Source organism: Rhodoglobus sp. G.S.23, assembly GCF_056675935.1.
In genome coordinates, this window is record NZ_CM155237.1 from 810,093 (window position 1) to 830,720 (window position 20,628).

The 20,628-nt window shown below is 60.2% G+C and carries 24 protein-coding genes; 14 read left to right on the forward strand and 10 right to left on the reverse strand.

Annotated elements, in window-relative coordinates:
• The first annotated feature begins 231 nt into the window (after positions 1 to 231).
• Complete coding sequence (locus AC1ENN_RS03895; protein WP_449648787.1) at positions 232 to 1,605, forward strand: PhoH family protein; 1,374 nt, start codon at positions 232 to 234, stop codon at positions 1,603 to 1,605.
• A 73-nt stretch (positions 1,606 to 1,678) separates the two neighbouring features.
• Positions 1,679 to 2,446, forward strand: a complete 768-nt coding sequence (locus AC1ENN_RS03900) for a fumarate hydratase (protein WP_449648686.1) — start codon at positions 1,679 to 1,681, stop codon at positions 2,444 to 2,446.
• On the opposite strand, the gene AC1ENN_RS03905 is transcribed toward AC1ENN_RS03900, so the two are convergent.
• From AC1ENN_RS03905 to xseA, 5 genes are read right to left on the reverse strand one after another with little or no spacing between them, the layout of a single operon-like run.
• Entirely contained in the window at positions 2,443 to 3,840 is a 1,398-nt protein-coding gene (locus tag AC1ENN_RS03905; RefSeq protein WP_449648685.1) for a class II fumarate hydratase, read from the reverse strand. The genes AC1ENN_RS03900 and AC1ENN_RS03905 overlap by 4 nt on opposite strands.
• 54 nt (positions 3,841 to 3,894) lie before the next feature.
• Positions 3,895 to 4,536 (reverse strand): carbonic anhydrase, encoded by a 642-nt coding sequence (locus AC1ENN_RS03910; protein WP_449648684.1) that lies wholly within the window; start codon positions 4,534 to 4,536, stop codon positions 3,895 to 3,897.
• A complete protein-coding gene (locus AC1ENN_RS03915; RefSeq protein ID WP_480391865.1) occupies positions 4,533 to 5,174 on the reverse strand; it encodes a DUF4245 domain-containing protein in 642 nt (213 codons plus the stop codon). The genes AC1ENN_RS03910 and AC1ENN_RS03915 overlap by 4 nt, the downstream gene beginning before the upstream one ends.
• Entirely contained in the window at positions 5,174 to 5,428 is a 255-nt protein-coding gene (locus AC1ENN_RS03920; RefSeq protein ID WP_480406717.1) for an exodeoxyribonuclease VII small subunit, read from the reverse strand. Before AC1ENN_RS03920 ends, AC1ENN_RS03915 begins: the two co-directional genes overlap by 1 nt.
• A 19-nt stretch (positions 5,429 to 5,447) precedes the next feature.
• Positions 5,448 to 6,668 carry an exodeoxyribonuclease VII large subunit gene (xseA, locus tag AC1ENN_RS03925; RefSeq protein ID WP_449648681.1) on the reverse strand — a complete coding sequence of 407 codons (1,221 nt, stop codon included), beginning with the start codon at positions 6,666 to 6,668 and terminating at the stop codon, positions 5,448 to 5,450.
• A gap of 135 nt (positions 6,669 to 6,803) precedes the next feature.
• On the opposite strand from xseA, the gene AC1ENN_RS03930 reads away from it, so the two are divergent.
• Entirely contained in the window at positions 6,804 to 7,850 is a 1,047-nt protein-coding gene (locus tag AC1ENN_RS03930; RefSeq protein WP_449648786.1) for a 4-hydroxy-3-methylbut-2-enyl diphosphate reductase, read from the forward strand.
• 3 nt (positions 7,851 to 7,853) lie between these two features.
• Positions 7,854 to 8,465: a DUF6264 family protein gene (locus AC1ENN_RS03935; protein ID WP_449648680.1), complete on the forward strand. Its 612-nt coding sequence runs from the start codon at positions 7,854 to 7,856 to the stop codon at positions 8,463 to 8,465.
• Positions 8,466 to 8,530: 65 nt separating this feature from the next.
• Here AC1ENN_RS03935 and fbaA read toward each other — a convergent pair whose 3' ends face one another.
• Positions 8,531 to 9,556, reverse strand: coding sequence for a class II fructose-bisphosphate aldolase (gene fbaA, locus AC1ENN_RS03940; RefSeq protein ID WP_449648679.1), 1,026 nt, complete (start codon positions 9,554 to 9,556; stop codon positions 8,531 to 8,533).
• A 212-nt stretch (positions 9,557 to 9,768) separates the two neighbouring features.
• Between fbaA and glpX the strand changes: the two genes are divergently transcribed.
• The gene (gene glpX, locus AC1ENN_RS03945; protein ID WP_449648678.1) at positions 9,769 to 10,758 is read left to right on the forward strand and encodes a class II fructose-bisphosphatase; all 990 of its coding nucleotides are present in this window, start codon (positions 9,769 to 9,771) and stop codon (positions 10,756 to 10,758) included.
• A gap of 44 nt (positions 10,759 to 10,802) precedes the next feature.
• Here glpX and AC1ENN_RS03950 read toward each other — a convergent pair whose 3' ends face one another.
• A complete protein-coding gene (locus tag AC1ENN_RS03950; RefSeq protein WP_480406718.1) occupies positions 10,803 to 12,113 on the reverse strand; it encodes a DNA recombination protein RmuC in 1,311 nt (436 codons plus the stop codon).
• 80 nt (positions 12,114 to 12,193) lie between these two features.
• Here AC1ENN_RS03950 and AC1ENN_RS03955 point away from each other — a divergent pair, with 80 nt between their 5' ends.
• From AC1ENN_RS03955 to AC1ENN_RS03970, 4 genes are all read left to right on the forward strand, one after another.
• Positions 12,194 to 13,114, forward strand: coding sequence for a LysR family transcriptional regulator (locus tag AC1ENN_RS03955; protein ID WP_480406719.1), 921 nt, complete (start codon positions 12,194 to 12,196; stop codon positions 13,112 to 13,114).
• A 109-nt stretch (positions 13,115 to 13,223) separates the two neighbouring features.
• On the forward strand, positions 13,224 to 14,720 hold the full coding sequence (locus AC1ENN_RS03960) for a CoA-acylating methylmalonate-semialdehyde dehydrogenase (RefSeq protein WP_480406720.1): 1,497 nt from the start codon (positions 13,224 to 13,226) through the stop codon (positions 14,718 to 14,720).
• Between the two features lie 74 nt (positions 14,721 to 14,794).
• Positions 14,795 to 15,868: a redox-regulated ATPase YchF gene (gene ychF, locus AC1ENN_RS03965; protein WP_480406721.1), complete on the forward strand. Its 1,074-nt coding sequence runs from the start codon at positions 14,795 to 14,797 to the stop codon at positions 15,866 to 15,868.
• Between the two features lie 47 nt (positions 15,869 to 15,915).
• The gene (locus tag AC1ENN_RS03970) at positions 15,916 to 16,248 is read left to right on the forward strand and encodes a hypothetical protein (RefSeq protein ID WP_480406722.1); all 333 of its coding nucleotides are present in this window, start codon (positions 15,916 to 15,918) and stop codon (positions 16,246 to 16,248) included.
• A 153-nt stretch (positions 16,249 to 16,401) separates the two neighbouring features.
• On the opposite strand, the gene yidD is transcribed toward AC1ENN_RS03970, so the two are convergent.
• On the reverse strand, positions 16,402 to 16,647 hold the full coding sequence (yidD, locus tag AC1ENN_RS03975; protein ID WP_480406723.1) for a membrane protein insertion efficiency factor YidD: 246 nt from the start codon (positions 16,645 to 16,647) through the stop codon (positions 16,402 to 16,404).
• On the reverse strand, positions 16,634 to 16,879 hold the full coding sequence (locus AC1ENN_RS03980; RefSeq protein WP_480406724.1) for a hypothetical protein: 246 nt from the start codon (positions 16,877 to 16,879) through the stop codon (positions 16,634 to 16,636). Before AC1ENN_RS03980 ends, yidD begins: the two co-directional genes overlap by 14 nt.
• 204 nt (positions 16,880 to 17,083) lie before the next feature.
• Here AC1ENN_RS03980 and AC1ENN_RS03985 point away from each other — a divergent pair, with 204 nt between their 5' ends.
• The 3 genes from AC1ENN_RS03985 (at position 17,084) to AC1ENN_RS03995 (ending at position 18,923) form a co-directional block, all read left to right on the forward strand.
• Positions 17,084 to 17,341, forward strand: coding sequence for a DUF4190 domain-containing protein (locus AC1ENN_RS03985; RefSeq protein WP_480391871.1), 258 nt, complete (start codon positions 17,084 to 17,086; stop codon positions 17,339 to 17,341).
• A gap of 521 nt (positions 17,342 to 17,862) precedes the next feature.
• Positions 17,863 to 18,537, forward strand: a complete 675-nt coding sequence (locus AC1ENN_RS03990; protein ID WP_449648670.1) for an SDR family NAD(P)-dependent oxidoreductase — start codon at positions 17,863 to 17,865, stop codon at positions 18,535 to 18,537.
• A gap of 122 nt (positions 18,538 to 18,659) precedes the next feature.
• Positions 18,660 to 18,923 carry a hypothetical protein gene (locus AC1ENN_RS03995; RefSeq protein ID WP_480406725.1) on the forward strand — a complete coding sequence of 88 codons (264 nt, stop codon included), beginning with the start codon at positions 18,660 to 18,662 and terminating at the stop codon, positions 18,921 to 18,923.
• A 55-nt stretch (positions 18,924 to 18,978) separates the two neighbouring features.
• Here the strand turns inward: AC1ENN_RS03995 and AC1ENN_RS04000 are convergent, their stop codons facing one another.
• Entirely contained in the window at positions 18,979 to 19,563 is a 585-nt protein-coding gene (locus AC1ENN_RS04000; RefSeq protein ID WP_449648668.1) for a nitroreductase family protein, read from the reverse strand.
• A gap of 183 nt (positions 19,564 to 19,746) precedes the next feature.
• Here AC1ENN_RS04000 and AC1ENN_RS04005 point away from each other — a divergent pair, with 183 nt between their 5' ends.
• Both AC1ENN_RS04005 and AC1ENN_RS04010 read left to right on the forward strand, forming a co-directional pair.
• Positions 19,747 to 20,106, forward strand: coding sequence for a zinc ribbon domain-containing protein YjdM (locus AC1ENN_RS04005; RefSeq protein WP_480391873.1), 360 nt, complete (start codon positions 19,747 to 19,749; stop codon positions 20,104 to 20,106).
• A gap of 89 nt (positions 20,107 to 20,195) precedes the next feature.
• Positions 20,196 to 20,588 (forward strand): DUF2510 domain-containing protein, encoded by a 393-nt coding sequence (locus AC1ENN_RS04010; RefSeq protein WP_480391874.1) that lies wholly within the window; start codon positions 20,196 to 20,198, stop codon positions 20,586 to 20,588.
• Positions 20,589 to 20,628 lie beyond the last annotated feature (40 nt).

Here is a 20,628-nt window from a genome sequence, read left to right on the forward strand (position 1 = left end):
TCCAGTGCGGCCCGTGGTCGAACCCGGGACGGAACCCATTGGCAAAGTGAACTTTGCCCCCAGTTAGTGACGCAACGGTTTCTCGTGGCGTGTCGTGACGCTCAGATAGCGCGACAGGTTTAGCGTTCAATTCATCAGGTATGGCGCCTGATCGAGACGGCCACGTAAGTTCGTTCTCGTAAAGTACTGGCCGTCTTCGCAGACTGGATCCGAGTGCTCGCGCACTCGGGGATGGAGTGCACGTTGGCCGACCTAGCTACCCCCAAGACCACGATCGCCACGTCGAAGGCGGGAGGGCGGGCCAAACGACAAGCCGAGCGCACCTACGTTCTCGACACTTCCGTTTTGCTCTCCGACCCGAGCTCGATCAAACGGTTTGCAGAACACAACGTTGTTCTGCCCGTCGTGGTGATCACCGAACTCGAAGCCAAACGCAATGACCCCGAGATCGGGTACTTTGCGCGGCAGGCGTTGCGCAGCCTTGATGAGATGCGCATCAAGCATGAGCGGCTCGACTTTCCGATTTCGGTCGGTGACGATGGCGGCACGCTACGGGTTGAGCTCAACCACTCCAATATGTCTGTGCTTCCCTCCGGCCTGCAATTGGGCGATAACGATTCGCGAATCCTTGCCGTTGCGCTGAACCTTGCCAACGAGGGTCTAGACGTCACTGTGGTCTCGAAAGATCTTCCTTTGCGGGTGAAGGCGGCATCCATCGGTCTCGCAGCCGAGGAGTACCGTGCAGAGCTTGCCGTTGACTCTGGCTGGACTGGTCAGGCCGAGATTGAACTCAACGGTGATCAAGTTTCTGAGCTTTATGACAAAGAAGAGTTGCATTCTCGAACTGTGGGCGATTTGCCGATCAATACGGGACTAGTCGTCCACTCCGAAAGGGGGTCGGCCTTGGCGCGGGTGACAGCGCGCGGCAAGATGTCGCTCGTGCGCGGCGACCGTGACATTTTCGGTCTTCATGGGCGCAGCGCTGAACAGCGACTAGCAATCGATATGCTTCTCGACCCAGAGCTGGGCATTGTTTCGCTTGGCGGTAGCGCCGGCACCGGCAAGTCTGCTCTCGCACTCTGCGCTGGTCTCGAAGCGGTGCTGGAGAAGCAACAACACCGCAAGATCATGGTCTTCCGTCCGCTCTATGCGGTGGGAGGTCAAGAGTTGGGGTACTTGCCAGGTGATGCTTCCGAGAAGATGAATCCGTGGGCGCAGGCAGTATTCGACACCTTGGGATCAGTGGTGTCGGAGAACGTGCTCGAAGAGGTACTCGATCGTGGTCTGCTCGAGGTGCTCCCGCTAACCCACATTCGCGGACGCTCGCTCCACGATGCTTTTGTCATCGTGGACGAGGCCCAATCGCTTGAACGCAACGTTCTGCTGACGGTGCTCAGCCGCATTGGCCAGAACTCTCGTGTAGTACTCACTCACGATGTGGCTCAGCGAGACAACTTGCGGGTTGGTCGCCACGACGGTGTTGCTTCAGTGATCGAAACCCTGAAAGGTCACTCGCTCTTTGGGCACATCACGCTGACTCGTTCGGAACGTTCCGCGATTGCTGCGCTCGTTACCGAACTCTTGGAGGGCAACGAAATCGCCTGACAATTGTCTTGGGAAGTCCGAGCGCGCCGCGCGAGTGTTCGCGGGGCGCGCTCAGACAACGTAAGGTTTTCTCGTGGGCTCGGTCTGGTGGTTTCTTGCGGTTCCTTTAGGGGTCGCCGCGTTGTGGGCGCTTTTTGCTCCCCGAAATCAGTGGCGGAGCCTGTTTTCTTGGTCTGTTGCCGATACCCACAGCTCAGAGCCCGGGGGTGCGGCGTTCGCGTACCGGCAGCTCATCGCGGCCATCGCTTTGGGCGTTGCCCTACTCGCTATTGTGCTCACAGTGCTCGCCTCCGCCGCGAAAGAACCGGTAGAGCCGCCGCGGGCAAATGACATCGAACAGACGTGGGGAACCCCCGAACCGCTGCTGGTGTATCGAACGTTTCAGACCAGCGTCTCGGCAGACGCGACTCTCGTTGATGTGCCCATCGACAGCTATTTGCCGGTGAATGACGAAGAGCGAGCGCCACTCTATTTGCTCGATCTCGAGCCTTTTTCTCGACTGGGCACCACCAACATCCCCGGCTATATCGGCAGCACGCCAAGCGAGACTGATTCCACGATCAGTCAGGCGGATGTCGTCGTCAAGGTGCGAGGTCCGCTGCTGTGCGTGCCGCGTCGTGTGGTGGCGATCGAAACCCCTGAGCGGGTTCAGCTCGCAGTGCTCTATGGGTTGCCGACTCCGGACGATGGTTCAGTTCCTGACAACACTGAGGGATGCAAGCTCGGTGAAGACATCACCGGTTCGGTCCTGATTCCGATCAAACTGAACGACCCCATAGGAGAACGCACCGTCGAAGCTCTCGACGGTGCGCCCCTCGCGCTGGTGGATCTCGGCTATTAGCCAGGCGTGGTCATCGACAAAACGTCGAGTGCCGCATCCAATTGGTCGATAGTTACTTCGCCACGTTCGACGAAGCCGAGGTCGATCACTGCTTCGCGCACCGTCATCGACTGTGCGACCGAGTGCTTGGCGATCTTGGCGGCGGCTTCGTAGCCAATGATCTTGTTGAGCGGCGTCACGATCGACGGCGATGACTCAGCAAGCGCGAGTGCGCGCGGCAGGTTCGCTTCGAGTCCTTCGACGGTCTTGTCTGCAAGGGCGCGCAACGAATTGGAAAGCAGTCTGCTCGATTCGAGCAGCGAGGTTCCCATGACGGGAATTGCGACGTTGAGCTCGAATGCTCCGGATGCTCCACCCCACGCAATCGTGGCGTCGTTGCCGATGACCCTGGCACACACCATAAGTACGGCTTCGGGGATGACCGGGTTGACCTTGCCTGGCATGATCGATGAGCCCGGCTGAAGGTCGGGGATGCGCAATTCGCCGAGCCCAGTGTTGGGGCCCGAGCCCATCCAGCGCAGGTCGTTGCAGATTTTGGTGACGGAGACGGCGATCACTCGCAGGGCACCGGATGCTTCAACGAGCGAGTCGCGGGCGCCCTGAGCTTCGAAGTGATCTTCAGCCTCGGTGATGGGCAGTCCCGAGTTCTCAGCGAGGATCGCGATGACGCGCTGGGGGAAACCCAGTGGGGTGTTGATGCCGGTGCCGACTGCTGTGCCGCCAAGGGGAACCTCTGCGACGCGGGGGATTGCCGACTGGATGCGGGCGATGCCGAGACGAATCTGGCGGGCGTAGCCGGCAAATTCTTGGCCGAGGGTAACGGGGGTGGCATCCATGAGGTGGGTGCGACCAGCCTTGACGGCGCCCTTCCACAGTTCTGCTTTCACGTCGAGGGCTGCCGCGAGGTGCTCGAGCGACGGGATGAGGTCACCGATGAGCGCACCGGTCACGGCGAGGTGGACCGATGTGGGGAAAACGTCGTTTGACGACTGTGACGCGTTCACGTGGTCGTTGGGGTGCACTGCACTGCCGAATGAGTCACTCGCGAGTCGAGCAAGAACTTCGTTCATGTTCATGTTCGAGGAGGTGCCGCTGCCGGTCTGGTAGGTGTCTACCGGGAACTGGTCGTGGTACTGGCCGTCGATAATCTGGTCGGCAGCGTTGACGATGGCGTCGGCAATGCCGGAATCCAGCTTGCCGAGTTCAGCGTTTGCGATGGCTGCTGCGCGCTTGACGCGGGCGAGAGCGACGATTTGGGCTGGTTCGAGGCCAGTGCCAGAGATGGGGAAGTTCTCGACGGCACGCTGCGTCTGGGCGCCGTAGAGGGCGTCCTTGGGCACTCGTACCTCGCCCATGGTGTCGTGCTCAATGCGGTATTCGGTGGAACTCGTCACAGCGTTGTAATCCTTTGTTTGTGAGCGAACTGGGTGAGAACGTGGCGGAGAGCGCTATACGGTGCCGACGACGACGTCGGGAACGGCTCTACCTTCAAGCAAACGGTAGTTAGCGCCTACTACGGCTAGCGTACCCGCGGCGATTGCGTCGCTGATGAGTTCAGAGGAACCCACCAGTTCGGCAATAGTTTCGCGCAAGTGCTCGCGGCCGACATCCGTAGAACTAATGCTCTGGATGTCGATGGCGCCGGTCTCGCTGCCGGCTACGCGACGGACGGCTGGCACGATTTTCGAGATGAGGGACTGAATGTGCGGGGGAAGCGTCGGAGCGTCTGCAGCCTGTGACTCGATCGCTGCCGCTACTGCACCGCACTCATCGTGACCGAGCACCAGAATGAGCGGAACATTCAGCACACCGACCGCATATTCCAGCGATCCGATGACGGAGTCGGAGATGATCTGGCCAGCGTTTCGCACGACGAAGAGGTCTCCGAGTCCTTTATCGAAGATGATCTCAGCGGCCAGTCGCGAGTCGCTGCATCCGAAGAGGGCGGCGTGCGGCGCTTGAGCCATTGCGAGTTCCGTGCGTCGTTCAACATCTTGTCGGGGATGGTTGGGCACCCCCGCTACGAAGCGCTCGTTGCCGCGCGCCATTTCATTCCAGACCTGTGACGGTGTTCTGGTGGGGTTCGTCATTGCGCCTCCGCCTCGGCAGCGATTGCCACTGCCAATAGTTCGAACTGGTCATTTGTGGCTGTGCCATGCAGCACTACCGTGCTTCCAGCAATCTGCGCCGACATTGAGTATGCGTAGTTTCCGGTGTCTGAGGAAGAGCGACGGTCATAAATTGTCCAGTCAATTCCGTCAATCGTTGTGGTGTCGGTAGCAAGTGCACCGTCGGTGGTGATCGATAACCACGTCTCATTCGCCTCAATTCCCTGCTCAAGAGCAACAAATTGGGCCGAGGGCGATGGTGGAGTCACAAAGCCGATGTACCAGGTCTGAACAGAAGAGCTGGTGCCGAGCCGCGCCGAATTCGCGTACCAATCATCGGGCAGTGACGGAGACAAGAGAGGTTCGCTGGCATTCGTCTGCGCATCGGCGGCAATCGTCTGGTAGTCGGCGGTTACCGGAACTTCGTCGGTGGGGCGAACGACAACCAACACCAGGAACAGCACGATGCCGAGAGACGCGACCGTGGCAATTACCAAATTGAATAACGTTTGGTTGGCGCGGTGCTTGCGCGAATTCTCCGCCTTGCGGGCGAACGTTTCCTCCGGGGTCTCAGGGCGACCAAGCTCGGCGACGACGCGCGGTTCGGTGTTCTTGGCCATTACTGGTCAGTGCTCGCATCACCAGCGGACCCAGAATCCGTTGGAGAAACACTTCTGGCGGCATCGAGCCGCGCACGCGCTCCGATGAGCCACACCTCGCACCGCTGTGCGAGTGCTTCACCGCGCTCCCAGAGCGCGAGTGATTGTTCAAGAGTCGCTGAACCCTGCTCTAGTTCGTTGACAACGGCGATGAGCTCATCCCGAGCCTGTTCATAACTGAGGTCACTGACGGGGGTCTCATTGGGGGTAGCCACGATGTAATTCTACTGTTCTCTAGGTGTCTGCCGGCTGGCCGGTGACAGTGGTGGAAATCTTGCCGTCGGCAACCGTGAGCAGGAGCTCAGTGCCATCGGGAGCGTCCGCGGTGGAGCGCAGCGCCGTGCCATCAGGCAACTGAGCGATCGCATACCCGCGCTGCAGTGTGCGCTGCGGAGACAACGCCCGCAACTGCCCGGTGAGCTCGGTAACGCCAGCGTGAGCTTTCTCAATCGCACGCTCCACCAGCTCATTGCTGCGCGAAACGTAACGAGAAAGTTCATCGGCGTGCGCATCAACCAGAGATACCGGATTCGCCAACACCGGCCTCGTACGCAGCGACTCCAGCCTGTCACCCTCATGGCCCAAACGTTGAGTGATGCGCAAACGCATTCCCGCGCGTGCCTGCTGCACCCGGTTCAACTCCTCAGCAACATCGGGGACCACCCGTTTTGCCGCATCCGTGGGGGTGGATGCTCGCAGATCGGCAACCTCGTCGAGCAGTGGTCGATCGTTCTCATGCCCGATCGCGGAGACAAGGGGAGTGACACACTCCGAGGCGGCGCGCACTAGCGATTCATCGCTGAACACGAGCAGATTTTGAAAGTCTCCGCCGCCGCGCGCGACGATGATGACATCGACTTCGGGGTCGGCATCCAATAGTCGGATCGCTTTCGTTACTTCGCTGACAGCGCGCTCGCCCTGAACAGCGGCGTGCTCGGTGCGAAACTTCACGGCAGGCCACCGCAATTGCGCATTGCGCAGCACGTCTTTCTCGGCATCGCTGTCTTTGCCCGTGACGAGGCCGATGCAATTGGGCAAGAACGGTAGGGGTTTCTTGTGCTCGAACAGGCCCTCAGCTCGCAGCTTCTGGCGCAAAAGCTCGAGTCGTTCGAGCAGGTCGCCGAGACCGACGTGGCGCATTTCCAAGACCTGCATCGTGAGGGTGCCGCCCTTGACCCAGTAGTTGGGTTTGACGAGAGCAACAACGCGATCGCCCTGCTTCAGATCGTTGGGAAGTTTGGTGCGCACCGACGACCACACCGTGAACGAAATTGTGGCGTCGACCTCAAGGTCTTTGAGCTTGCCGTAAATGTTGCCGCCAGAACCACCCCACTGGGTGATTTCGCCTTCAACCCAGGCGGTACCGAGTTTCTCAATCCAGCCGCGAATTTTCTGCGACAGCACCGACACTGGCCACGGAGTATCAACGGTGGGCGGGCCCTCTGTGATCGTCACCTAGCCTCCTCAAGCTCGTCACTACAGGGTAGAGGATGCCGCTGATACCGCAGTGCGCTCGGCTTTCGTGCAGCACTCTTCGGTAGAATCATTTAAGTGAGCACCATTTCTAACGGAAGCGCCCAAGCGCTAGCGATGCCCCCGATGCCTGCACGCCGCGAACAGCTACAAAATCTGCCGGTTGCGGGCGGCAAACGTGTGCTGTTGGCCGCTCCTCGTGGCTACTGTGCAGGAGTAGATCGGGCCGTCATCGCGGTCGAAAAAGCGCTCGCCAACTACGGTGCTCCGGTCTATGTTCGCAAGCAGATTGTGCACAACATCCACGTCGTGACGACCCTTGAAGCACAGGGCGCCATTTTTGTGAATGAGGTCGACGAAGTTCCCGAAGGATCAACGGTGGTGTTTTCTGCCCACGGTGTCTCGCCTGCTGTCGTCAAGGGCGCAGCCGACCGCGAGCTGCACGCGATCGACGCAACCTGCCCTCTCGTCACCAAGGTGCACCGTGAGGCAACGCGATTCGCTCGCGACAACTACCAAATCTTGTTGATCGGCCATGACGGGCACGAAGAGGTCGAAGGCACAATGGGCCACGCGCCTGAGCGCACCATCCTCGTGAACAGCCCCGCCGACGTGCCCAATATCGTGGTCGAGAACACCGAAAACTTGGTGTGGCTTTCGCAAACAACTCTGAGCGTCGACGAAACGATGGAAACGGTTCGCCTGCTGCGCGAACGCTTTCCCACACTGCAAGACCCGCCAAGTGACGACATTTGCTACGCCACCCAGAACCGCCAGGTCGCCATCAAGAAGGTTGCCGAAGAGGCAGAACTCGTGATCGTTGTGGGCAGCGCAAACAGCTCAAACACGGTTCGACTGGTGGATGTTGCCCTAGAGTACGGCGCAAAAGCCGCCTACCGGGTCGACTACGCCAGCGAAATCAAACAAGAGTGGCTCGACGGCATCTCGACTGTCGGTGTCACGAGCGGGGCATCCGTTCCTGAAGTTCTGGTTCAAGAAGTTCTCGCCGACCTTGCTGACGCAGGCTACGGTGATGTATCCAGCGTGGTGACCGCCGAGGAAGATCTCATGTTCTCGCTGCCCAAAGAGCTGCGCACCGACGCGGCAGGCAACCCAGACGAGCGCGGCCTAGGCGGGCGCAATCGCAAACTTGATTGGCAATAGACCATGACTGACCCGCGCCCACGACCGAAATATGGCGAGTACGCACCACTGCCGCCCGCTGCCCCCGGCCACGTTGGTGATGCGGGCGGTGCCGATTCAGGCACTGGTTCGCACGACCTAAGCGCAGGCTCTACTAGCCCGTCGTACCCGGCACCTTCTGCGCCAGCGCAGCGGAGCGGAGCGCCACTGGGTTCTCCCCAACCCGCCTTCGCCAACACCGCGAGCGATGCTGTTGTTCCCGAACGCAAACGACGCATGTGGGATGTATTTCTCACGGCGACGCTGCTACTCCTCGGCGTAGCGGACATCATCAACAGTTTTCCCACCGTGGCCAACCTTGGCCCTATTCTGCGCGAAGGTCTCGCAGCTCAGGGAGCCGGACCGTTCACCTCGGATGACATTGCCGCTGAGGCCGGAAGCACCGCAAATATTATTCGTGTCGCCGTTCTGATTCTCACTATCGTGTTCGCGCTCATCCAGATTCAACGCCGGCGTCTAGCATTCTGGATTCCCGTCGTCGGTGCTGCAACAGCCGGAGTGGTGCTCGTTGTCGCGATGCTTGTTGCTGTGCTCAACGATCCCGGTTTCATGGCTTACGTCGACAGCATGCAGTAACGCAAACACCACGTTAAACACCGAACGGGGCCAACCTGAAGGTTGACCCCGTTCTGCGTTAGTGGCTACTTGCCGGAGAATCCAGCCGAACCGAGCTGCTTCGTTGCTTCCACAACGCGCAACGCGAGAGCGGACTCTGCCGTCTTGCCCCAGGCGCGGGGGTCGTAAATCTTCTTGTTTCCGACTTCGCCGTCAACCTTGAGGAAGCCGTCGTAGTTCTTCAGAACGCTGTCCGCAATCGAGCGGCTGTAGGCGTACTGCGTGTCGGTGTCGATGTTCATCTTGATGACACCGTTGGCAACAGCGGTCGCAATTTCTTCATCCGTTGAACCTGATCCACCGTGGAAGACGAGGTCGAGCGGGTTGGCGTCGGTGCCGTACTTCGCTGCAATTCCTGCCTGAATTTCCCCGAGCAGTTCTGGGCGAAGCTTCACGTTTCCTGGCTTGTAGACGCCGTGCACGTTGCCGAAGGTGAGAGCTGCGATGTAGCGGCCCTGCTCGCCGAGACCGAGCGCTTCGACGGTAGCGATGACGTCATCCAAAGTTGTGTAGAGGCTGTCGTTGATGTCGTGGCTGACACCATCTTCTTCTCCACCGACAACACCGATCTCAACTTCGAGAATCGAGTTGATGGCCTTCATGCGCGGCAGAATTTCGCGCGCAATGGCGAGGTTTTCGTCGAGCGGAACAGCCGAGCCATCCCACATGTGCGACTGGAAGATGGGGTTGCGACCGGCCTTGACTTCAGCTTCGGATGCCGCGATGAGCGGGTAAACGAAGTCGTCGAGGGCGCTCTTAGGGCAGTGGTCAGTGTGCAGCGCAACGGTGACCGGGTAGTTCTTGGCGACCTCGGTGACGAAGGCGGCGAAGGCGAGTGCTCCTGAGGCGCGGGCCTTGACGGACTGGCCGGCGAAGTAGTCAGCGCCACCGGTGGTGACCTGGATGATGCCGTCAGAGCCGGCATCGCTGAGGCCCTGAAGCACGCCGTTGATGGTGGACGACGACGAAACGTTGATGGCGGGGTAGGCGAAGGAGTTCTTCTTCGCCTTGTCGAGCATTTCTGCGTACTGGTCTGGGGTTGCGACGGGCATTGTTGTCTCTCCTCATGCGGTACCGACTACCGCTTTGGTCCGGCTCGCCTTGATTCTAGCGACCCCTTCGGGGCGGGCGCGAACTGTTGCACGTTGGTGCGATCTCTGCGGTAAGGGCCGAAGGCGGTGTAACGATTCGGTTAGACTGAGGGCTGCGCTGACCACCACCGGCGCGTCCCCAGTCGACCACTCTCAACGAAGGATGCCTCTAGGTGAGTACAGAAACCGGCACGCTATTCCTCCACCCCGATCGCAACCTAGCTCTTGAGCTTGTGCGGGCAACCGAAGCGGCCGCCATTCGCGCTGTTCCCTTCATTGGCAAGGGCGACAAGCTCGGTGCAGACGGCGCTGCAGTTGATGCGATGCGCAAATTTTTGGGCACCGTCGACTTCGATGGCCTCGTCGTTATCGGTGAGGGCGAAAAAGATAACGCTCCCATGCTCTTCAACGGTGAACATGTTGGCACCGGTCGTGGGCCGGCCTGCGACATCGCCGTTGATCCGATCGATGGCACCTCGCTGACGGCGGCCGGGCGACAGAACGCGATCTCAATGATTGCTGTCTCTGACCGCGGCACCATGCTCGACGCGTCCACTGTTTTCTATATGGACAAGATTGTTACCGGCGCTGAAGGCGTTGGGGTTGTCGATATCCACAAGCCCATCGGTGAGAACATTCGTGCCCTCGCTAAAGCCAAGGGCAAGCTTCCCGAAGACATCGTGGTTGCCGTGCTTGACCGCCCGCGTCACGCGCAGCTCATTGATGACATCCGTGCGGCCGGTGCTGGTACCCGTCTGATGCTTGACGGTGATGTTGCTGGCGGAATCAACGCGGCGCTCTATGGAACGCGCATTGATATGTGTGTCGGTATCGGTGGTAGCCCTGAGGGTGTTGCCACGGCGTGCGCGATCAAGGCACTCGGCGGCGAAATTCAGACGATCCTGTACCCGCAGACCGATGACGAACGTCAACGCGGTATGGATGCCGGGCTCAAGTTCGATCACGTCTACACGGCCGATGAAATGGTGGCCAGCGACAACACGTTCTTCGTTGCTACGGGCGTTACCGACGGTGGTCTTGTGAAGGGTGTACGCCGCTTCGGCCCCATCATTCGCACGGAGTCGATTGTATTGCGTTCACATTCGGGAACAATCCGCCGCATTTCGGCTGACCACCTCGCTGAGAAGTGGCTTGACCACTAAGAGCGTTTTGCCTGCCTGTTAGGCGTCGCTTCTCGACGTCTATTTTAGTCGTCGTCGTCTTCGGGCTGGGCGAGATCCATTTCGACGGCGGTGATGTGTTTCGGCGTGCCCTCAACCGTGTTGGTGGTGCCGATGACTTTCGATTCGTCGAGGGCATTGAGCTTGCGGGCGGTCACGAGCACGCGAGTCTCTAGCGAGTTGGCGAACTGGTTGTAGCTGTTCACGGTGGTGTCGATTGAGCGACGCAGTTTGTCGGCGTGGTCGGCAAGCGTGGCTAGGCGCTGGTAAAGCTCTTTGCTGAGATCGAACAGTGTTTTGGCTTGGTCAGTGAGCACATCCTGTTGCCACGAGAAGGCGACGGTCTTGAGTACCGACCAGAGGGTGACGGGGGAGGCGAGCGCGACGCGCTTGCCGAACGCGTAGTCCATGATCGAGGGGTCAGCTTCCATCGCCGACGATACGAGCGATTCGCTGGGGATGAAGGCGATGACGAGTTCGGGGGAGGCGTCGAGCCCTGCCCAGTAAGCCTTGCTCGCGAGGGTGTCGATGTGGCCGCGCATCACTTTGACGTGTTGTTTGATGAGTGCTTCGCGTCGAGCGCCTTCTTCGCCGGTGGCAGTGACCGAGATCTGGCTTGCTTCAAGGAAAGCACTGAACGGTACCTTCGCGTCGACCGCGATGTTTTTGCCGCCGGGAAGGTGGACGACCATGTCGGGGCGACCGGCACCGGCATCCGAAGTGATGCTCGACTGCACATCGAAATCGACTCGCTCGATGAGCCCAGCGGCCTGCACAACGTTGCGCAGCTGGGTTTCTCCCCACACTCCACGCGTGGAGTTGTTGCGCAGTGCCGAAGCCAGAGACTCGGCGGTGCTGCGCAAGCGCTCTTCGGATTCGGTGGCCGACTTCAGCTGCTGGCTCAGTTCGCCGTGCTGAAGGCTTCGCTGCGATTCCAACTCGGTGACCTTGTTCTGCATCGTGCGCAGAGTCTCTTGCACCGGAGTGAGCGCCTGTAGCACCTTGGATTCGCGGCGCTCGCGTTCGGCAAGCGCTGTCGCTTCTTCACGCTGGCGGTCGAGAGTTTCGCGGTACTGCTGCTGCAGGGAAGCAACCTGTTCACCAAGCGCCCCGGCGCGAGCCGTAATGGATGCAAGCTCCGTCGAAAGTCGTGACTGCTCCTCGCGCTCCTGCGCGGTCACTTGAGCAATCGCTGCCAGGTGTCGCGCCTCAATCACCTCAGGGTCGACCTGATCAGTGGGAGCGCTTGCGCGCACGCGGGCGACGAGCAACCCAATGACGACGCCAAGAATGGCGCCGACGAGAAGGCCGATGATGAGAGCAAGGATGGGATCCATTCCGCCAGTGTGCCAGCCGGCGCGGACATTTCGGGGAGCAATGCGGGAGGGCGACCGGTTCGTCGCTCTAGGCTGGGTCAATGGCCAGCGATTCAGTGCATCCGCTTGATGTGAGCACCGACGATTTGCGGTACCTCATTGCTGTCGCGCGCGCCGGACGAATGGTGTCGGCCGCGACCCTGCTCGGCGTCGACCACACGACAGTGCGCCGCCGTATTGACCGTCTCGAAGCAGCCCTCGGCGTGCGCCTCCTCGACCGCGGGGCTGACGGCTGGGAACTCACCGCCATCGGCCGCGAAGTCGCCACCCGCGCTGCAGGCCTCGAAAACATTGTCGAGAACGTCGTTGGGGCTACCAGCGGCGGTGCCGACGAAGTGCGCGGCACCGTGCGAATCGTCGCGCCCGATGGCTTCGGGGCCACCTTTGTTACTGCAGCGCTCGCGGCAGTGCAGGCGGAGCATCCGGCAATCACGGTCGAACTGGTGACCTCAACGCGCCCGCTGAGTTTGCGCGGCGCCGGCTTCGACCTAGCGATCACGATCGGCTCGGCGGCAACATCGCGCCTCGCTTCCGAACCTCTCGCCGCCTACGCTCTGCGGCTTTACGCCTCGCCCGACTATGTCGCGACGCATCCGTCGATTCGTTCCGTTGCCGACCTCGACAGTCATCCGCTGGTCTTCTATGTGGATGCCCTGCTCACGGTTCGCGAGCTCGATCTGGCCCCGGTGCTCGGCGGCATGCGCGTGGGGTTTGGTTCGACGAGTGTTTTTGCGCAGCTTGAGGCCACTCGTCGCGGAGCCGGTATTGGCCTGCTGCACGCGTTTATGGCTGAGCCGGAGCCTGGGCTTGTTGCGGTGCTGCCCGACGAGGTGAGTTTCCGGCTCGAGTTTGCGCTGTCGATACGCAAAGAGGCAGCCGAGATTGAGGCGGTGCAGTTAGTGCGGGCTGCTCTGCACCGCGAGGTTGCCCGTCGCGCGTCGGAGCTTTTGCCGCTCGAGTAGCGTCTCGCGGAAGTATCTGCATTTCTGCAGATTGACCGTGCATGAATAGGTCTTGATCGCAGATCGCTGCGGGCACAGACTGGGGCTACCTCCGATCGAAAGTAGGCCCATGTACTCCACGATTCCGCACTGGATCAATGGCTCAGCTACCGAGGGCGACTCGCCCAACCGTGGCGATGTCTTCAACCCCGCAACCGGCGCTGTCGCTCGCACGGTTCCTCTCGCATCCGTCGCTGATGTCAACACCGGTGTTGCCGCGGCTAAGGCTGCCTTCCCTGAGTGGGGCAATACGTCGATCGCGAAGCGCACTGCGGTCATGTTCGCGTTCCGTGAGCTGTTCAACGCTCGCAAGGATGAGCTTGCCGCGATCATTACAGCCGAGCACGGCAAGGTGCTGTCGGATGCCGCTGGAGAGATCGCTCGTGGCCTCGAAGTTCTCGACTTCGCCTGCGGCATCGCGCACCTCAGCAAGGGCGAGTACAGCGAAAACGTCTCGACGGGTGTTGACGTGTACTCGTTGCAGCAGCCCCTCGGTGTGACCGCGATCATTAGCCCGTTCAACTTCCCGGCCATGGTGCCGATGTGGTTCTTCCCGATGGCTGTCGCCGCGGGTAACACTGTTGTGTTGAAGCCCAGCGAGAAGGACCCATCGTCGTCGCTCTGGATGGCTGAACTCTTCACCGAAGCCGGACTGCCGGATGGCGTGTTCAACGTAGTGCACGGTGACAAGGTTGCCGTCGATACCTTGCTCGAGCATCCCGATGTCGCCAGCATTTCATTCGTTGGCTCCACTCCGATCGCCAAGTACATTTACGAAACGGCTGCCCACCACGGCAAGCGCGTTCAGGCTCTCGGTGGTGCAAAGAACCACATGCTTGTGCTTCCGGATGCTGACCTCGACCTCGTTGCTGACTCTGCCGTCAACGCTGGTTTCGGTTCGGCCGGGGAACGCTGCATGGCGATCTCGGTCATCGTTGCTGTTGAGCCCGTTACCGACGAGCTGATTGCGAAGATCAGCGAGCGGATGGCCGGCCTCACGGTCGGCGATGGAACCCGCAATTGCGACATGGGTCCGCTCATCACACAGCAGCACCGCGACAAGGTCGCCAGCTACATCGACCTCGCTGAGACTGACGGCGCCACGATCGCTGTTGATGGTCGCGGCATCGCGATTGATGGTGACGCGAACGGTTTCTGGCTTGGCCCGACCCTGATCGACAACGTTTCGACCGATTCGGATGTCTACAAAGACGAGATCTTCGGCCCCGTTCTCAGCGTGATTCGTGTGGCGAGCTATGAAGAGGGTCTCGAACTGATCAACTCTTCGCAGTACGGAAACGGCACCGCGATCTTCACGAACGATGGGGGAGCGGCTCGTCGCTTCCAGCGTGAAGTTGAGGTCGGCATGGTCGGTATTAACGTTCCGATTCCTGTTCCGGTTGCCTACTTCTCCTTTGGCGGTTGGAAGAATTCGGCATTCGGCGACGCGAAGGCGTATGGCCCGGATGCGATCCGTTTCTTCACCCGCCAGAAGGCTGTCACCAGCCGCTGGCTCGACCCCAGCCACGGTGGAATCAACCTGGGTTTCCCGCAAAACAACGGCTAGCAACTGGCTGGCTTTCTCCGCACTGGTAGCGGTCCCGTTTCTCGGGGCCGCTATCGCCGGTAGGATTGGCTTCTGTGGCTCTCACTATTGCAATCGTTGGACTCCCGAATGTCGGCAAGTCCACCCTCTTTAACGCTCTGACCAAGAATTCGGTGCTCGCCGCGAACTATCCGTTCGCGACCATCGAACCGAACGTGGGTATCGTCAACCTGCCCGACCCGCGCCTCAAAGTGCTGGCGGAAATTTTCAAGAGTGAGCGCATCCTGCCCGCTCCGGTCTCGTTCGTTGATATCGCCGGCATTGTGCAGGGCGCCAGCGAGGGCGAAGGGTTGGGCAACAAGTTTTTGGCGAACATCCGCGAGGCTGACGCTATCGCTCAGGTCGTGCGCGGTTTCAGCGACCCGGATGTTATTCACGTTGACGGCAAGGTTGATGCGGCATCCGACATGGAGACCATCAACACTGAGCTGATTCTCGCTGACCTGCAGACGCTGGAAAAGGTTGTTGCTCGTTATGAGAAGGAACTCAAGACCAAGCGCGTTGAGCCTGCCGTTCTCGAGGCTGCGCTTGCCGCCCAGGCTTTCCTCAATGAGGGCAAGCCGTTGTCGGCGGCAACGAAGATTGACCTCGAACTGATCCGCGAACTGGGTCTGCTCACCTCCAAGCCGTTTATCTATGTTTTCAATGTGGATGAAGAGGTGCTCGGCAGCACCGCAAAGCTCGCCGAATTGGCTGCTCTCGTCGCCCCCGCGAAGGCGATCTTCCTCGACGCAAAGTTGGAGGCCGAACTCATCGACCTCGACGAAGAGGATGCCGCAGAACTTCTCGCGAGCACCGGTCAAGACGAGAGCGGCCTCGACCAGCTCGCCCGCATCGGCTTCGACACTCTCGGCCTGCAGACGTACCTCACGGCTGGTCCGAAAGAGACTCGCGCCTGGACGATCCCGAAGGGCGCCAAGGCACCCCAGGCTGCCGGCGTCATCCACACTGACTTCGAAAAGGGCTTCATCAAGGCTGAGGTCATCGGCTTCGACGACCTCGTTGAGACCGGCTCCATCGCGGAGGCTCGCTCCAAGGGCAAGGCTCGCGTTGAGGGCAAGGAATACGTCATGCAGGATGGCGACGTCGTGGAGTTCCGCCACAGTTAGGTATCTCAGGCGCCGAATAGTTGCGCGCAGGTGAGTAGCCTCAAAGCATGAATGACCGCATCATGTATGTCCAGCTCAAGACTGGCTACAACACTGACGCCGGACCTTCGTGGATCGGATGGGTGCGGTTCACCAAGACGTGGCGCACCGCATACTTTCAGGGCCGCACGCTTCGACGCGTCACCGGCACTGCGTATGCGAACTTCGACGCCAACTTCTACGACGCCGAGACGGACGAGAAGTTCTGGTTATCGGGGCCGAAGCGCGATCGAACGGATGGCAGGTACGGTCGTCAGCAGCCGGATGTAGAGGCGGACGCGCGTGTTGCCTACGAAGCGTTTCTGTCGGGTGCGCCGCTACCAGGGGGCGAGGCCGGATAGTGGGTGACCACGAGGCCACACGTAATGCACGACGAAACGATGTGGAGTTCCGGCACAGTTAGGTATCTATTGCAGGTGGATCGCGACGTGGTGCAATTCTGGTTCCCGCCGGTCGAGTTCCGCCTTCAGGCAACATGGGTAGTGTAATTGGACTCAGGGTGAGTCGAGGCAAGTGGCCGTGTTGCTCGAGTTGCATCTTCGAATGCGATCCACCGTCAAAAGAATGCCCTTTAGCGAACCGTACTTCTCGAACACTTCTCGTGCGTACTGCGAACATGAAGGGTAAAAGCGACAGATCACGCCTCGGGATTTGTTGCGACGTGGCCCGATCCCTTGCTGCCATACCGTACGAATTGCCCAGCTGATCAGGTGACCGAGTGGAGTTCTAACCTTCGCCAACGATCTCTTCTGAGTAGTTCGCCGATCCGCACTCCGGGCACTGGCGCAGCTTTGTCAAGCTGTCCGATCCCGCATCCATGTTGCGCATGTTCTGGCTATTGTCGCCGCAGCAGTTTCCAATAGTGGAGAAAGCAGCTTGCTTCTTCACCAGCTCGATCTCGGCTTCGCGTGTGACTAGGGAATGCCACACCTTGCCACAATGACTACAGGTGCGGCGGTACTCCTGGACCATGTGTATTCCTTAGTTGTGTCCGCAACTCTGCGATCTTTGCGCCTGCGAAAGTTTCAATTTTTAGTCACGATAGCACTGTTGACGACACCTCGTGTTCATCGGTCAGGAACAACAGGATGGCGACGTGGTGGAGTTCCGCTTCAACAACTAGCCGCGGCTCGCAGTGTCGCACGACGGCTTTCCGCGGTCGTGTCACTATGACGTATGACAACAAATCCTGTCCCGCGCACGAACACGCTCGCACTCATCGGCTTCATCGCCGCATTCATGATTCCGATCGTGGGAGTGGTGCTGGGCGCAATGGGTCGCAAGCAAATCACTTCGAGTGGGGAGTCCGGTCGCGGGCTTGCTCGCGCGGCGATCATCATCGGAATGTTGGGCACGCTGATCCAAGTCGCCTTCTTCGCAGTCTGGCTGACCCTTATGACTGCTGGGATCGCGCAGAGCGGCCTTCTGGGCTAGGGCCTCGACCATGATTCGGTCCTTTTGGAAGAAGCACGTCAAGCCTCCGCTCCCGGACGAAACCGTGGATCCGTTCAGGGGAGGCGTTGGTGTTTTAACGAAAGATGGCGTCCTGGCCGGCCACATCGCGTCAGTCGTAGGGCACTTCGTATCGCCGTTGAGTCTCTTTCAGTAGACATGGTGGGTCTGGTACATCGTCGTCTGGGCCGACGGCGCTCACGAGCTATCCCAGGAGGACTATCCGTCGTGGATCACCGTGCGGGAGCTGCAAGCGGGATATTTCGAATTCAGCGGGCACAAGTCGCCACACAACGGTCGCTACGACTTCGCTTGGCTCGACCAGGCCGAAGCGGCCGCTACGAAAGAGAGACTCGGCATTACCGACGAGGAGTTTTAGAGGCAGCACTCGCTTGCGTCACAGCCACTTGTCCGTAAGTCATCCCGTTTAAATTGCGCGGGAGTGTGCCGGTAAGCTTTTTCAAGCAGCACGGCCCGCCGAACACTTCGATCGAAGGAATCTCATGCCCGTTATCGCCATCATCGGAGCGGGCCCCGGACTCGGCGCAGCAGTCGCCCGCCGGTTCGGAACCGAAGGCTTCGCTGTCGCCCTGATTTCAAGGGATCAGTCGAAGCTCGATGCGCTCGCCGCGGAGCTTGAATCCGATGGCGTGACCGCCCGCGGCTACGCGGCTGACGTGCTAGAGCCAGAGGCTCTGGAGGCCGCACTCGCGCGCGCAGCTGCCGAGCTTGGGCCGATCACGACGCTGCAGTACAGCCCGCTCCCGGCACGCACTTATCTGAAGCCAGTACTCGAGCTGACCCCCGAACTCGCGCTCGAAGCGCTGCAGTTCTCAGCGCTCGGTCTCATTCATGCGGTGCGCACTGTGCTACCCGCGATGCGTGAGAATGGCGACGGCAGCATCATCCTGATCAACGGCGGAACCTCGGTAAAGTCACGCGCCGGCTTCGCAGGAACCTCGGTTGCCTTCCCGTCGGAGAGTGCCTACGGCGAGATGCTTCACGAAGCCCTCGAAGACGAGAATATTCGCGTGCGTCAGCTCATCATCCCGGGCGGCATTCCCAAGCTTCAGCTGCCCAACGGCATCGACGATGTGGCGTCACGCATCTGGGACATTCACGCCGCGGCAGGCGAGTTCCGCACGATGCTCATCCCGCTCGAAGATGGCCGCGAGTAGCGGGATTTTGGCTGCATTGCGAGAACTGATCGCGGGCGACATTGTGGCATAAAGACGATCCGCATCGGCCAGTGGACTTCTGGCTGGCTTCGCCGCCAAGTCGCGGCAGAGCCAGGGTCATTATGCTGGCTGTTCTTGCAGCCATGGGGGCTTACTTTTCCCTAGGCGCGTTTATCGCTGGACTTCCCGAGTTCTCGGGCGATTGGAGCAGCGCGCTCGTAGTGAGATCCCGTGACGACGAATGGGAATTCGAGCAAGCGTGGCACTACCTAGTTCCCGTGCTCTCGGTTTTGGTACTTTGTGTGATCGGGATGTTCGGGAGCCCGATCCATATCGTCATGAATCCGCGAGACGGGCGATCGGCCCCCGCATCGCGAGATGAATAGCCAAGCGGCGTGGGGTCCGCGCAGCTACAACGTGGACCCCACGCGCCACTAAATGTCAGGCGTTAACGAGCACCGATTCGGCGGAGGCACGTCGTGCACGGGGTGCGGTTTCGCGCTCACGGATTGCGTCCGTCATTTCGGCGGGGTCGCCCAGTGCGCCAACGGCCATGACCGTGGTGGGGGTGAAGCGGCCATCGATTGCGAGGGCTGCTGCTGCGGCATCCGGGTCGAAGCCTGACATCTGGTGGCTAAAAAGTCCGTGGCTCTGAGCCTGGATCGTGAAGTAGGCAACGGCCTGGCCGGTGTCATAGGCGGCGGTCGGCTGGGCCTTGCCTTCAGCGTTGTGGTGTTCCGTGAGGAAGATGATCAGGGCTGAGGCAGAGCCGGCCCACGACTGATTGAAGCCACTAAGAGTGGAGAGGATCGCGTCGTGCTGGGCGGTGCCGCGACGAGCGACGATCATGCGCCACGGCTGGCTGTTATAGGCCGACGGTGCCCACCGGGCAGCTTCGAGAGCGTTCTGCAGCGCCGCCTCATCGAGCGGTGCGGCGGAGTCGAAATGGCGGGGGCTCCACCGTTCGGCCAGCACATCAAGGATGGGGGAGTCGGTCGCGGCGAGGCGGTCGTGAAGCATGGTCATGAAGGGACCTTTCGAAATCCGGTGCAGAACAGATCTGCCATGTCGGAGGATGCAACCGACGTGCGCGTGGAGGTATTCCGTCGCGGGCAACAAACCCGTCCCGGAATCCGTCGTACAGTTCGATAAGTACGAAACGTTTTCCGTGTCTGTGCTGCAGACCGCGCGCTCAACCGAAAGTTCCCCATGCCTGACGCTCTACCCCTCTGCCCGAACTGCTCAAGCGACCTCGCCTACGAGATGGGTGCGCTGTTGGTGTGCCCGATGTGTGGTCACGAATGGTCGCCGAGTGAAGCGGATGCCGCTGCCGAAGCCGAGCAGGGCGCTGCGGTCATCAAGGATGCGTTCGGCACTCCGCTCGCCGATGGCGATACGGTGAGCATCATCAAGGACCTCAAAGTTAAGGGCAGCCCCACGTCGATTAAGGTCGGAACGAAGGTGCGCAACATCCGCCTCGTTGATGGTGTTGGCGACCACGACATTGACTGCAAGGTTGACGGTTTTGGCCAAATGCAGCTTAAGTCAAGTGTGGTCAAGAAGGTGTAGCTGACACGTTCAACCTGAATCTCCCTCGGTAAAACTATGGTGCGGCATAGTATGGCGACGTCACAGAGTTGAGACGAGATGAGGAACCGATGGTGCTCCCTACAGCAGGCTGGTACGACGATGGATCTGACCGACAGCGTTGGTGGGACGGTCAAGTCTGGACGGATCAGTATCAGGACCCACAACCGCAGGAGGGCGGGCTCGGCGGCGTCATCAACAGAATTGAAGCAGAAGCCGTTGCGGGTGCCCAGCCTCGACCAGCAGCGACCGGCGCGACCTACGTTGTGCTCCAAGTCATCCTGAAAGAGAAGCTCTGGGGCACCGGATCGGGAAACCTTACCGAACTCGAACAGGCAGTAAACGCTCAAGCCGCGCTCGGCTACCGCCTGCACACCATCACGACCGCTACGTCCGGGACCAAGGGCCTCGGTGGCGGTGACCGAATTCAGACAACGATGGTCTTCGAGAAGCTCTCTTACTAGAGGCAGTTCACTTGTGCTGTGCTGCAAGCCTGCGCGAGAA